Source organism: Halobacillus kuroshimensis DSM 18393 (assembly GCF_000425705.1).
GTDB lineage: Bacteria > Bacillota > Bacilli > Bacillales > Halobacillaceae > Halobacillus > Halobacillus kuroshimensis.
Map to the genome: position 1 here is coordinate 286,444 of NZ_AUDY01000011.1, position 13,054 is coordinate 299,497.

Here is a 13,054-nt window from a genome sequence, read left to right on the forward strand (position 1 = left end):
TACTATAGTGAAAAGCAGCTTTGAAAAGGGCCATTCAACGGGGAGGGAGCGGGATGAGAGAATCGACAGGACGCGCCTTATTTAATGAAGAAAAAGAAACCCTGCACAGGGAGATTACCGAATATTCCATGGAACCGACGGTCATCCACTGCGGTCATGAAATTCTTCACATCAATGAAGCAGCTTCCGAGTTTTTTGGAGTGGCCAAAGACCAGATTATCGGGGGAAATGTCCTGGATGTATTTACAGAAGACTTTCGGTCTTTTATCCGGGAACGGATTAAGGAAGGGGAAGAGAAGGGAAGGATCGGGGAATTGGTGGAAACAACCGTATACCGGGCTGATGGTACGGTTGTGGAGGTGGAGCTTTTCTGTCATCCGATTCAATATGAAGAAACCAAGGCGATTCAATCCATCCTTCGTGATATGACCACACAGAAAGAAGCGGAGCGTGAACTGATCAAAGTCATGACCCCTATCGTCCCGCTGAAGGAAGGAATCGCTGTTCTTCCCCTGATCGGCACGATGAATCAAACAAGGACCGAGCATATGATGCAGCAGCTTTGCGCAGAAATCCCCCGCCACCGCCTCAACTACCTGATCATCGACGTTTCCGGATTGTATGATGTTGATGAACATGTCGGAAAACTACTCTATGAGCTCACAGGCGTTCTTAAGCTTCTAGGTATTTCCCCTATTTGTACAGGAATCCGGCCGGATATGGTGAGAAATACATTGAAGTTTCTCAATCAGGACGGGAGGGGGATGATTCCGACAATGGCATCGGTCAGTACGGCCCTCAAAAAAATAGCCTTCTAAATAATCTAGGAGGGTGCGTAGCTTTGAATATCTGACAAAACACGAAGCGGGTTCCATTATAGAGAATGAAAAGGTCCGTCCCCATGATGGGGACGGACCTTTTCTGCTAGAAGAGGGTGCGTTTGTTCATCCATGCCCCCAGCTTTGTAAATGGTTTGCGCTTTTGCGTATAGGTGAGTGCCTGCGGCTGACAGAAAGCATGGTAGTCGACCTTCTCAATGAAAAGAATCAAGCGGGCTAATGCGAATACAAAGGCCAGCGTGGACCCAATCGAGAAACTCAGCCCATAGCCGTCATAGCCGAATGGGAGGAACAATACCGACAACCCGAGATTCAATAGGAAAAAGATGATGGATGTCCACATGGCTCCCCGCCGGTCTTCAAAATAGAGGAGGATCAGTGTGATCACAAGAACCATCGCATTGGCAAACGCACCGATGGTCGTAAAGCGGAAAATCGATGCAATTTCAGGTTCCAGGGATAAGAAGGAGGCGATGCTTCCGATCGTCAGGAGAATCAATAAAGAGAAAAGCCCCTGACTGCGGATCAAACGCTCCATTTCCTGCTTCAGTACGCGCTGCATCGCTGTTTTTGCAGTCTTGATCTGGGAAAGGGTGCCTCCTTCATTGATATAACCGTAAAAGACACGGTACCGCTCATAAAAACGCGTTTCAACGGAAACGACGAAAATGATCAGCGTAGGGATGATCGTTAAATACGACCAGAATATCGCCGTATCATAAATCCGATGGTACAAAAAGGAGTCAAGCAGGAAGCCGTTTCCTTCACCGAACCAGATCACCCAGTTGCAGACCCAGATGCCGATATTGTACAAGAATCCCGTCCAGAACAAGGAAGGAAAACGGTCGAAATAATCCAGGTAGCTGAACTGGTTTTCCTTCGACCTGTTTGGAAACGTCATGAGCATCGACATGAATAACCCGAACAACGTCACGAGCATACCTGACGTAAATCCGGCTAGCAGAAAAAAGCTGTTGGAGTGTTCGAACACCGGAAACCAGGAAACGTTTTTTCCAAACAGGAAGACGAGAAGGAGAGCCGCTCCGCCTCCGGCCAGGAAGCTGTAGGCCACGGCCTGGTAGAACTTCGCTGCGCTCAGGAATAAAAACAGCACCCAGATCAGGTTGACGGTCACAAATAGAATCAGCATCAGCCATTTAAAGTAGTAAGGAAGCGGTGAAATCCAGAAGAAAATCAACCACCCGATAAAGGCTAGTCCAACCGTCACCTTCGTCATCCCGATAAACGTCGGAAAAATGGCCTCTGTCCGTTTTTCATAAAAAAGATCGGCGGTGTACCGCGTGACAACCAACTGCTGCACACCGAAAAGGACCTGGGAAAAGATGAAGCAGTACGCAACAGAAAGGTTGAACAATTCCCTCTCCTGCAGATCGAGCAGAGAGAAGAAGGAGGTCATCCACTGGATCACAGCGATGGTGGCAATGACGACAAGCCATGGACCGGAGGTGACCAGCCCTGCGAAAGCATAGGCTTTAATCCGGGAGGAGAAGTAGTCCTCCTGAAATAATTTCTGCAGCTTAAACCCGATTCCGGCCATAAGCGATCCCCCTTTCTGCATACAACTCTTTATACTGATCGATGAATTGGTGCACTTGATAATACGTTTCTGCCCGTTTCTGTCCATTTTTTCCGAACTTCTCAGCTTCCTTGGGGTGCTCATAATACCATTGGCAGTGCTCGGCGATGGCTTTCGGGTTCACGGGAGGAACGACAAAGCCTGCCGGACCGTACGGATCATCTTCGCGTCCGTACATCAGCTCTGAGCAGGACCCGACGTCTGTAACCACATAGGGAATCCCTGCTGCCATGCCTTCAAGCACCGCCAGCGGCTGTCCTTCTGAAATACTTGTCAAAAGGCAGACATCAAAGTGAGGAAGGTAGTCTATGATATTAACTTTACCAGCAAGGGTGACGCAGTGATCGAGACTCAGCTGTTCAATCATCTGCCGGCATTCCTCCGCATACTCTTCCTCTTCATCAAGAGGTCCCATAATCGTCAGTTCAAATGGAACACCTTGATCATCAAGAATCTTGGCCGCATTGATCATCGTCTTAATATCCTTGATTGGAACAACCCGGACGATGGCTCCGATTTTAAGAACTTCTGCTTTAGGCAGCTTTCCAATTCCTGAAAGCCGGTCATAGTGAATGCCGTTCGGAATGACAGACAGCTTGTCTTCATCAGCTCCCAGTTCATGTTGAAGACGGCTGTTGCGGTCGAACAGCGTAATCACATCATCTGCTTCTGAATAGGCCTGCTTCGATAAATGATGGAAAAATTGGACCCAGCGTTTTTTATAGTATTCCGGAATCCATCCGGCCTGCAGAATTTCTTCCTCGCGCTCACGGGAATAGATCCCGTGTTCTGTGAGAAGGAATGGAATCCCTTGGCGCTGTTTGATGGCGGCCGCAATCAGTCCGGCATAGCCGGTGGAGGCAGAATGGATCAGGTCAAGGGCAGGGAAATCCGCCTGCAGCAGCTCCAGCACAGGCGTGAACATGCCACGCCACATCCAGAAGTAGTCAATGAAGGACCCGGATTGGTTTTCAACACGGTAGCTTTCCTGAACCATATTCCAAAAAAGTTCGCTTGAAAAGAGTGCTTCGGTCGAACCGATTTTATTCTTGAAAATATCAAGCACATCCGGGGGAAGACGACGGAACATCATCCAATCCGTGAGTTTGTGCTGTTCTTCTTCGGTCAGCTTGACGCGCCGTTTTTTTGCGGCTGGTTTTAGATTCAATGGAAGGTTGATGACTTCCGTGATATTGGAAGGAAGCTCATAACGGTAATCGGCAGCAGTCATTTCCTCAGGGGTAATGGCAATAATGACGAACTCATGCTGAGGCATCTGTGCAGCAAGCATCTGTACCCAGCTTGCCACACCGCCGCTTACGTAGGGGTAGCTCCCTTCAACGACCATTCCTATTCTCACAAGGCTTCATCCTTTTTCTTAATTTCAGCATACGGCTGGTTCAGTGTCACTTGATAAAGTGTGCCTGATTCACCGAGGGATTCGACAACACCATAGTCAAAGGATCCAGTCTCCAAACTTCCACTGTTCACCCTGACAAGAATTGTGGAAGGAGAGAGGAGGTTTTCCCCCTGAACAACAACCTGGTCGTCTTGATAGGTTACATCAATAACAGAAGCCTGGTACTGTTTCATTTTCTTTGTGGCGTCCGTCTGCCGCATTCCCTTCAGGTGGGTGTAGTGATCGTGAATATAGTGGAGCATATCTTCATAGGACTGCCTCATTTCCGGCCATCCACTGTCTCCGGACCTGTATGGATCGAGGACATCATCCGGGTGGATGAAGTGGGCGAATACCCCGAAGTTCGCAATCGCATCAATCTGGACGAAACGCTCTTCATCTGTCTCCCCATACCCGCTTGAAATCCTTGGGAAATGGTAGATGGATGGAAACTCACTGTTCGGTTCATATTCCTGTAAGAAGGCTCCTGTCTCCTTGTCACCCGTATACAAGCCGGATACAGCCTCAAGTTCCGGAAATACTTCGTGCAGAGCGCGTACCCCGGTTTCGTTTAATACATTGGAAGGGGGGACATAGGAATGAACACCCTTTTCCTTGAAATAGTAGTCGAACAGTTCGTTCACCCGGTTTAGAGACTCTTCCATCTCGCCTTGATTCTGCCAAGGACGGTAGCCGTATTCAGGATCGATCGGTTCATCTGCTGTTACAAGAGACTGGTGATTATATCCATGAAGTCCAATCTCACCGTCCTCCTTCAATACCTTGCGTCCGAAATAAAGCATGGGGAAGCGTCTGGTTTCAATCAGGTCTTCTGCTGTCATATCCATCGTGTCCTGATAGGTTCCAATCAAGTATCCGGTATAAATCACATCTTCTCCTTCTCCGATCCGCTTCATATCCTCCCACCAGACTTCCGAATAAAAGTCCTCCACAGTCAAATCGTAATCCCGCTGGATTACATCTGTCGTTCCACTGGGAACGGGAGATGGGAAGTCATCGATATGCATGACCTTAATACCCGCCTGTGAGGAAACAAAGGTTGGAGGCAGGAAGGATAAGGCCTGCAGCATTAACCCTCTTGAACTTTTTTCTGTAACAGAAGATGTGTTCCAGAACATTACCTTTCCTTCTCCGTAGCTGTTCGCCCATAAAATCGGGTGATCTTCTGCTGAAATGTAAACTTCGGCGGATTCGGCGAGTTCAACATCAGCGATGCTGTGGGAAAACAGCTGGGAATCTTCACCTAAATCCATATATCCAGGGAAAACTTCCTTCTCAAACGTCAACCCGTATATATCGTCGAGGAAATCCTCTACATCTTCCAAGCCTAGAAGCTCATTCCAATCAGCATTGATGAAGCGCGAAGCAATATACAGGCGGCCCCCTTTCTCCACGAAGGAGCGGATTTCTTCATAAGGCCATTCTTTTGAGTGCTCGCCTCCGAGAACGAGGACGTTATATGGGGAAGGCGTCAGCTCTTCCATTTCCTTTTTTGTTATCTCCTGATAGGAAACCTTAGCGTAGTCCATCGCGTATTCCAGGTTTTCCACTGCGTCCTTGGACAGAGGGGTATCATTTTTATGTACATAAACCTGAAGTTCTTCTCCTTCTGTGGGATTCTCCTCCGTGCTCATCGTTTCCACCGGTGTTCCTTGTGCTGATTCGGCAGGAAACCATTGATGAAACAGATCGAGACGCATAAATTGCAGAATGATAATGGCAGCAGTGAAAAGCAGGAAAAGAATCGATGCATAAATGGTGATTTGTTTTTTCACAGCGCTTTTCCTCCCATCTGTTGGATAATAAAGCGTTGGCTTTCTGGGATGTCCTCTTCCTTCACATGTTGGAAAAGGTCGTAGAGCACAGGCTTGATGTTTGTCCAGTCGCGTCCTGCATAGTAAAATTCAATCAATTTCAAGTAGCCTCCTGGATGGGCAGGGAAACGGCTGACCATCTCATGGAAAGCCTCCACCGCTTTTTCCTCTTTGCCACGGCGTATGTAATTATCGCCGAGGCTGCGGTACATCCATGGTTCTTTTTCAAGTTTCGGAACCATTTCTTCAAGCAGCTGTTCATACTGTTTCTCGAGCCGCGCCTGTCCGTTCTCATCGAGAATGCCGCTTCCCAGATAACGTTCGTACACGCTGCATAAACGCTCGAAAGACATCGGTGCTTCCGGGGCCAGTTCTTTTCTGGCATGTTCCAGTTCTTTTTCAAACCGGCTGGACAGCACGTTCATGGTTGTTGCTGCATAATGGACGGTTTCTGAATTGTTGTTGGTCAGGCCGAGGTTCAAGTGCCGGCCTTTATTGGAAATATCGGAATTGATCAGACTGACAATCAATTCTTTCTGGTTGGCGCCATCGTTCCTCAACAGGGCATCACTGATTGGCGATAAATCCATGCTTGACGATGCTTCATAACGCAGGTATTCAAGATTCAACGGCGTGAATGTGACATAATCATCGTAATCATCAATCATGTGATTGGTACCAAAAGCTTTCGCAGCCAGCCAGGCGGCCAATCCGAGAAGTTCTCCGATAATTGGGAGAAACAGGCTCGTAATGGCGAGCCATGTGATGGTTCCTTTTTTGTTTTCATGCATTCTTTTTCGAAGCAGAAGGGAAACGATCAGAACGGTGAGGCCGTGAATAACATAGAAAAAGATCAGCCAGTAGGGTTCCTGGAAATTAACCAATGTGAATCCCGCCTTTTGTATCAAGTGCTTTGTAAATCCGCTCTTCGACGATGGATGCATTTTCGGAGCTCGTACCTGGAAGCAGGAAGTGGAAATGCTGCTCCGTCTGGTCGTACCCCATGATGTCCAATTCTCTCAAGTAGGCACGCAGAATGATTTCTGCTTCCACGACCGACATTTCCCTGTAAGGGCTGACATCGATGGAAACGACACTATAAGGCACACCGTATTTCTCCGCTCGTTTTTCCTGAAGCTGAACGAGTTCGTCAAAAGCCTCCTTATCATAAATATTTGTGCCTGGATACATCTTCTGCTCTTCTTCTTTACGAAGATATTCCCCGGCTCTTTCAATCCGGTTGGCCATCCAGTCGAGCACGAGAGAAAGGATTTGAACTTCATATTTCGTCAGTTTGGCAAAGTCGAGCTGATCAATGACAAGAACTTCCCGTACGTCCTGATTGTAGACGATCGGTCCGATCAGCACCGGAGCATCGGCTTCATCATCAACTGTCTTTAAACAAATCGTTTTGTTTTTCAGTCCGCGTGAGAAAATCGAGGCCGCATCATCGATGAAAATCGTTTGCGGAAGTCGTTCGGTATTTCCTTTTCGAACGCGGAGGCGCAGCGATTTCTTAGAAGAGTCGACATGATATACAGCTAAGTCTTCCGCTTCAAACAGGTCTCCGATGATCGTAACCGCTTCGTTTCGGACAAGTTCTGGAGAAGGCTGATCAAGCGTCTTTCCGACTTCATAAATCCGGGAAAGGGTGTACTCGGAATCAAGGACCTTTGCCTGCATGACCCGCTGAGACCGTTCCAGAGCGGTTAAAGATGTTTTCAGTTCCTCATTTTCATCTTTCGTTTCCTTCAGCACATACTGCTGACTTTCATACCTTTCCCGGAAGGACGTGCTGTACAGCCCTGTAATGACGCCGGCCAGGAGCAGGAAGAGGAGCGATAAATAATTGGCGGGATCATAGAATAAGAGAAATAAGTCCCCATCCCGCTGATAAATGTCATACACATGATAGATTAATGCAGCAAAAAAGCTCAAAAGAGCAAAATTCAGACCGTATCTGAGGGAAAACAAAAGGACAGCAAAGAACACAGGGTTCAGCGTCCATTCCAGCATGTCCCATTCCAACCACTGATCAAGGAATCCCAATACTGAAAATACGAGAATCAGTTCAATAAACTTCCGGATAAAACTGGATTGTTGGTAGAACATCCAATCACCTCCATATGGATTTAAAGTGCTTTAACATGTTAAACGTGTGGTATAATGTGGATAAAATTGAATAGAGAAAGGCAGACTTATCGAAAGGTAAGGGCGCAAAGACATGGGTCTCAGGTCCCTCCAGGAGCCGATAGCCAGTCTGCAATGCCACAGCCGCTCTCTGGAAAATCAGGAGGCGTATCATGGGTGTTTTCACAAAGATGAAATGGAGTTTTCTTGCTGTTTTAGCCGCTGGTCTTGTACTTTCCCCTCTATCTACTTCTGCACAATCTTCTCATCCACTTTCCAATGTGCAGTCCTATAAAATTTATTATGATTCTCCGACCGAAGCGATCTTGAATAAGATGCAGGCGTATGATGCTGTCATGATTGAACCGGTGTTCTATACTAAAAGCCAGATTGAAACGATTCAGCAGTCCGGGACACTGGTGTATGGGTACATCAACACGATGGAAGCCGATAACTGGAATACTGCGCTGATCAGTCAGCTGGAGGAGTCCGACTTTTTCCACCGTGATGGGGAGCGTGTCTATTATCCGGAATGGGATTCTTACCTGACCGATATCACCTCTGAGCATTACCAGCAGGTGCTTCTTGCTGAGATTGAGAAACAGGTGGCTGATAAAGGCTTGGACGGTGTCTTTTTAGATACCGTCGGTAATATCGATAATGAACACTGCGGATCTGATGTGCTGGATGAGCAGCGCGCTGGTATGGCCGTCTTTCTGCAGGAGATCCGGCTCCAACACCCTTCCTTGTCCCTTATTCAAAACTGGGGATTCGGCACATTGTCGACAACGACGTATCCTTATGTAGACGGCATTATGTGGGAGAATTACAATCACTCTTCGGTAGCGAAAGACCAATGGTCCCTGGACCGCATGCAGGATTTGAAGCAGCTTCGCCGGGAAACAGGTCTGGAAATATTAACCGTCTCCTTCTCTCAGAAGTCCAAAAGTCAGGCGCTGGCAGAAAGTCACGGGTTCATCCATTATCATGAATCCAGCCATTATAATGCTTGGTAATAAGTATACAAAAATTTTCTTGAAAAATGGGCTGAATGGCGTAAAAATGTCGAAAAACGAACAGAACAAGGACTTTTAGAAGGGAGCCTAAAGATGGGCTCCTTTCCTTTTACAGTAGACATATCCTTAAATTTCCTGTACATTCCAAGTAAGATAATGATAGAGGAGGAGAGGCAATGATCTTAGTTACAGGCGGGGCCGGATACATAGGAAGCCATATCTGTCTTGAATTATTGGAGCGGAACCATGAGGTTGTCGTCATTGATAACTTATACAACAGCCACCCGGAATCACTGCTCCGTGTACAGGAGCTTACAGGGAAGACGCTGACGTTCGTTGAAGGGGATCTGCTGGATCAGGACCTGATACGAAAGGTCTTTGAGGACTACGGCATTACAGCGGTCATTCATCTGGCAGGACTGAAGGCGGTCGGTGAATCCGTCTCTATGCCACTCACGTACTACCATAACAACATTACCGGGACACTGATGCTGTGTGAAGTGATGAAGGAATTCGGCGTCAAACAGCTGATCTTTTCTTCCTCGGCGACTGTTTATGGTACACCGGACTCTCTTCCTCTTACGGAAAGCGCGTCTGTCGGAGCTGCCAATCCTTATGGGCGGACAAAGCTGATGCTTGAGGAGATCCTTCAGGATTTATATGTCTCCGATGAAGCATGGAGCATATCCGTGCTGCGTTATTTCAATCCAATCGGTTCCCACTCCAGTGGAAGAATCGGGGAGGATCCGGCTGGTATTCCGAACAACCTGATGCCTTATATTACAAAGGTGGCTGTGGGCCACTTCCCTGATTTGAAGGTGTTTGGGGATGACTACCCGACCGTGGACGGTACAGGAGTCCGGGACTATATCCACGTCGTGGACCTGGCGAGAGGCCACGTCCATGCACTGGAAAAGACGGCCGGGGAAACCGGGATCGAGACGTACAACCTTGGAACAGGCGAAGGATACAGTGTCCTCCAACTTGTCCAGGCTTTTGAAAAAGCTTCCGGCCGGAAAGTCCCTTATGAAATTCAGGACCGTCGTCCCGGAGATATTGCGGAGTGCTTCGCAGACCCGGCCAAAGCTCATTTGAAGCTGGGGTGGCAGGCAGAGAAAACGATCGATGATATGTGTGTGGACTCCTGGAACTGGCGGAAGCAGAATCCTGAAGGCTATACAGGAGAGAAAAATGCTTCCAAGCAGGAGCTTATCGGACAAAGGTGAAAAAAGGGAGTGGACATCATCGTCCACTCCCTTTTTTTTAGGAAGGTTCGTTTCCGAAGGCCTCCGGCAGCATTTTAAATCCGTCAATTTCTGCATCTTCTTCAATTTCAATCATGATGCACCGTTTCCCTTTGTAGTTGACCTGTCTGACGAACTCCAGGTCCTGGGGACTGATGGAGATGTTGGCCACTTTCGTGTTGATCTTGATGGATTTCGTTTTATATTTGGGGACGATACTGCTCGCTTTCAGCTCGTATCCTTCATTGTCGGTAATCATTTGGAAGGCATGTTTGACTTTTTCGCCTTCGACCTGCTCGCCGCTCTGGTTCAATACCCGTTCCACGTCACGGTAATCAAGCTTTGGCGAGGTATCATCCTCATTTTCCTCGACCACTTTGTTGATTTCCCCATACACATTGGCGAGGGTGGATGGACTCAGTTGATCCCCGACGACACCGCGGATGACTTCCTCAAATACGGCTTTGTCTTCCTTCGCGGTCATGATCTCTTCACCATTCAAAACATCTTCGATAAACCAGTAGTCCGGTTCGTTGGCTTTGCCCGCGGCGTAAAGCACATGGTTGACGTCGGAGGTTCCTTCCGTAATGCTCGGGAACATGAATCCTGTGAGCGGGTGCTTCAAGTCTATGACCGGGTCGACCTGGATGTTGTATTTGAATTCCTTTTCTACATAGTCGAACTGGATTTCTTTTTTCGGCTCTTCTGTCTGATTGACGCTGCAGAGAATAAACGGGTTGGAGTACACGGCATCCCGGTCACTTTCCTCTGATTCTTCACTGCGTCGTCTTGTCGGTTTTAAGTATTCGGCCCGGATGAAAGTGATGACAACATCTTTTTCGTACGGGTGGTCCTTGATCATTTTTTCCGTCATGGCGAGCATTTCCTGTTTCCAGTCTTCTACGTTACGGCTCAAGAGCCCGCGGTGCAGAATGAATTGGCTGGAATCCTCTGCTTCTTGTTTGAATTTCAGTTCGAACAGCTTTTCATCGAGTTGTCCTGTGAGCACTTTTTTGAAGTTGGTCATAAAGAGCTCCTGCTGATCCCGGTCCAGCATCTCGAACGGCTGGCTCTGATGGTGATAGATATCCGTTGATTCTTTCATAATATAGACGTTGAAAATATTCGATATCTTCATAAGATCATTGTCGACCTTCAATTGTTTCCGGATCCCGGCTATGTCTTTTTTATCCATCGATCCCACTCCTACCTCTATGATTCTTTCATTTTATCATAGCTTGGAAGGGCGGCGGTTCACCGTTTTTTTATGGTGAACTCTTCTTTAAGCAGGAAGCCGGCTTGAGGGAAATCAAGACCGGTTTTCCAGCCGCCGACACCCTGGATATCATATTTTTTTACGAGTCTGTATTTGGCCAGTATGGACCGGGCATCTTCGAACCACACTTCATGAATGTCGCCTTGAGGGTCGGTGTAGGAAAACCACGGACTTCCTTTTTCAAAATCATAATAGATTGGACGTTGGTGCTCCATCGCTGTATCGACGGCCCGCTGCTGGGAATAGGCTTGGACATCTTCAGGATCTTCTGTATTCCAGTCATAGGCGTACATGGCGATTCCTAAAAAAATTTTCTCTTTCGGTATGGCTGTTACTGCATAATTCATAACAGCATCAACTTTCTTGATTGGAGCAATAGCTCCTGGAGCTCCCCCCATCCAGTGCCAGTTGTACGTCATGAGAAAAACGAAGTCGACGGCCTCGCCGATGGTTTTGTAGTCATAGGCTTTGTGGTGGGCAGGGGTGTAGGCACCGGTCATCGGAGGCAGGGCGGCTCCGACTTCTCCTCCTATTTTATGGAGCCGGGTGGAAAGCTGCTGAACAAATGTATTAAAAGAAGCCCTGTCCTTTTCGTGCAGACTTTCAAAGTCGATAATGACCCCTTTGTACTGCTTTTCGTCCACGAGGCCGGCGATATTTTCAATCAACGCTTTTCGTTTCTTCTCATTAGACAGCAGACGATGGGCTAAGTCTGGATCGAAGCCCTCTTTTGTTAAATTGGTGAGGGTGGCATGGGGGATCAAGCCTTCTTTCCATGTGCGGGAGATGGAGTCTTCACCGTTCAGTCGGCTGAGTTTTCCACTCTCATCCGGCCGGTATTCGAACAGGCCGAGGGCAGATAAATACTCCCCATAATAGTCGATGGACTGTTGGTTTTTTACAGGGCTGCCCGGAATGAAAAATGCTCCAGTTGTAATTGGTTGTTTCCGGCTTTGCGGGATAAGGAGCATCTGCCCGGGCGTGATGACGTTTCCGCTGATGCTGTTTTGTTTTTTTAAAGCATGGATGGACGTCTGATGAATCCGGGCAATTTTCCAAAGCGAATCCCCTGTCGTTACGTGGTACGCACTCCCGGGGATGATCACCGACTGCCCCGGCATGATTTGCGAACCGTCCGTCATGCCGTTTATGGTTTTCAAAAGGTCTGTCGTTGTTTCATATTGTGCAGCGATTTCCCATAAGCTGTCCCCGGACTTCACGGTATAGAGGACGCTTGCAGAGACAGTTGATGTGGAAAGGGAGAAAAAAATAATGATGGTAAGTAGACCTGTACGTTTCATCATAACCTCCAGCTATAGAAAGAGGACTTCCCTGAAAAAGGGAAATCCTCTACATTCATTTAGTTATCTTGTTTTGCTTTTTTGGATTTGCGGGCTTTTTTCGCTTCTTTCTGATGAGCTTCATTCGCAGCAGCGCTGCCGAACTCCTCAGAAAACTCTACATCGGCCTGTTTTGGCTCAAAGCCTTTTTTATTCTTCTGTTCAGCCTGGTTTTTCTTTGTTTTCTTCGCCATCGTTCTCCACCTCCTTGTCATCGTTAGTATGAATCTTTTGGTGTGATCTCATGTAAAAAGAGGGAAGAAAATCATCTGGAATCGATTGGATGAAGCAGGTATAATGGAACAACAATGATGATGGAAAATGTAGATGGAAAAGGGACGGACGGGCCTTTTTCCATCTATTTTTTCTTTCTTGAAC

Annotated in this window: 11 protein-coding genes and 1 riboswitch; of the genes, 3 read left to right on the forward strand and 8 right to left on the reverse strand. The window is 47.6% G+C overall.

Annotated features, from left to right (window positions below; all coding sequences use genetic code 11):
- The first annotated feature begins 53 nt into the window (after positions 1 to 53).
- Positions 54 to 818, forward strand: coding sequence for a PAS domain S-box protein (locus H615_RS21415; protein ID WP_051254715.1), 765 nt, complete (start codon positions 54 to 56; stop codon positions 816 to 818).
- Between the two features lie 106 nt (positions 819 to 924).
- On the opposite strand, the gene pelG is transcribed toward H615_RS21415, so the two are convergent.
- The 5 genes from pelG to H615_RS0114170 are packed head-to-tail and all read right to left on the reverse strand — an operon-like array spanning position 925 to position 7,782.
- Positions 925 to 2,397 (reverse strand): exopolysaccharide Pel transporter PelG, encoded by a 1,473-nt coding sequence (gene pelG / locus H615_RS0114150; RefSeq protein ID WP_027955763.1) that lies wholly within the window; start codon positions 2,395 to 2,397, stop codon positions 925 to 927.
- A complete protein-coding gene (gene pelF, locus H615_RS0114155) occupies positions 2,378 to 3,796 on the reverse strand; it encodes a GT4 family glycosyltransferase PelF (protein ID WP_027955764.1) in 1,419 nt (472 codons plus the stop codon). Before pelF ends, pelG begins: the two co-directional genes overlap by 20 nt.
- Positions 3,793 to 5,631 carry a DUF2194 domain-containing protein gene (locus tag H615_RS0114160; RefSeq protein ID WP_027955765.1) on the reverse strand — a complete coding sequence of 613 codons (1,839 nt, stop codon included), beginning with the start codon at positions 5,629 to 5,631 and terminating at the stop codon, positions 3,793 to 3,795. The genes pelF and H615_RS0114160 overlap by 4 nt, the downstream gene beginning before the upstream one ends.
- Entirely contained in the window at positions 5,628 to 6,554 is a 927-nt protein-coding gene (locus H615_RS0114165) for a tetratricopeptide repeat protein (RefSeq protein ID WP_027955766.1), read from the reverse strand. Before H615_RS0114165 ends, H615_RS0114160 begins: the two co-directional genes overlap by 4 nt.
- On the reverse strand, positions 6,547 to 7,782 hold the full coding sequence (locus H615_RS0114170; protein ID WP_027955767.1) for a GAF domain-containing protein: 1,236 nt from the start codon (positions 7,780 to 7,782) through the stop codon (positions 6,547 to 6,549). Before H615_RS0114170 ends, H615_RS0114165 begins: the two co-directional genes overlap by 8 nt.
- A 69-nt stretch (positions 7,783 to 7,851) precedes the next feature.
- Positions 7,852 to 7,938: riboswitch (cyclic di-GMP riboswitch) on the forward strand.
- Between the two features lie 35 nt (positions 7,939 to 7,973).
- Here H615_RS0114170 and H615_RS0114175 point away from each other — a divergent pair.
- Positions 7,974 to 8,816, forward strand: a complete 843-nt coding sequence (locus H615_RS0114175; protein ID WP_027955768.1) for a glycoside hydrolase family 191 protein — start codon at positions 7,974 to 7,976, stop codon at positions 8,814 to 8,816.
- A 176-nt stretch (positions 8,817 to 8,992) separates the two neighbouring features.
- Positions 8,993 to 10,042, forward strand: coding sequence for a UDP-glucose 4-epimerase GalE (galE, locus tag H615_RS0114185; protein WP_027955769.1), 1,050 nt, complete (start codon positions 8,993 to 8,995; stop codon positions 10,040 to 10,042).
- A gap of 37 nt (positions 10,043 to 10,079) precedes the next feature.
- Here galE and H615_RS0114190 read toward each other — a convergent pair whose 3' ends face one another.
- From H615_RS0114190 to H615_RS22585, 3 genes are read right to left on the reverse strand one after another with little or no spacing between them, the layout of a single operon-like run.
- Complete coding sequence (locus H615_RS0114190; protein WP_027955770.1) at positions 10,080 to 11,255, reverse strand: DUF4317 domain-containing protein; 1,176 nt, start codon at positions 11,253 to 11,255, stop codon at positions 10,080 to 10,082.
- 59 nt (positions 11,256 to 11,314) lie between these two features.
- The gene (locus H615_RS0114195) at positions 11,315 to 12,637 is read right to left on the reverse strand and encodes a glycosyl hydrolase family 18 protein (protein ID WP_051254716.1); all 1,323 of its coding nucleotides are present in this window, start codon (positions 12,635 to 12,637) and stop codon (positions 11,315 to 11,317) included.
- A gap of 59 nt (positions 12,638 to 12,696) precedes the next feature.
- Positions 12,697 to 12,870, reverse strand: a complete 174-nt coding sequence (locus tag H615_RS22585; protein ID WP_169516211.1) for a hypothetical protein — start codon at positions 12,868 to 12,870, stop codon at positions 12,697 to 12,699.
- Positions 12,871 to 13,054: the final 184 nt, after the last annotated feature.

What these genes read in the sequence shown, in the direction of transcription:
- H615_RS21415 (WP_051254715.1), top strand. Translation starts at nt 54, where the DNA reads ATGAGAGAATCGACAGGACGCGCCTTATTTAATGAAGAAAAAGAAACC.
- pelG (WP_027955763.1), bottom strand. Translation starts at nt 2,397, where the DNA reads ATGGCCGGAATCGGGTTTAAGCTGCAGAAATTATTTCAGGAGGACTAC.
- H615_RS0114170 (WP_027955767.1), bottom strand. Translation starts at nt 7,782, where the DNA reads ATGTTCTACCAACAATCCAGTTTTATCCGGAAGTTTATTGAACTGATT.
- H615_RS0114175 (WP_027955768.1), top strand. Translation starts at nt 7,974, where the DNA reads ATGGGTGTTTTCACAAAGATGAAATGGAGTTTTCTTGCTGTTTTAGCC.
- galE (WP_027955769.1), top strand. Translation starts at nt 8,993, where the DNA reads ATGATCTTAGTTACAGGCGGGGCCGGATACATAGGAAGCCATATCTGT.
- H615_RS0114190 (WP_027955770.1), bottom strand. Translation starts at nt 11,255, where the DNA reads ATGGATAAAAAAGACATAGCCGGGATCCGGAAACAATTGAAGGTCGAC.
- H615_RS0114195 (WP_051254716.1), bottom strand. Translation starts at nt 12,637, where the DNA reads ATGAAACGTACAGGTCTACTTACCATCATTATTTTTTTCTCCCTTTCC.
- H615_RS22585 (WP_169516211.1), bottom strand. Translation starts at nt 12,870, where the DNA reads ATGGCGAAGAAAACAAAGAAAAACCAGGCTGAACAGAAGAATAAAAAA.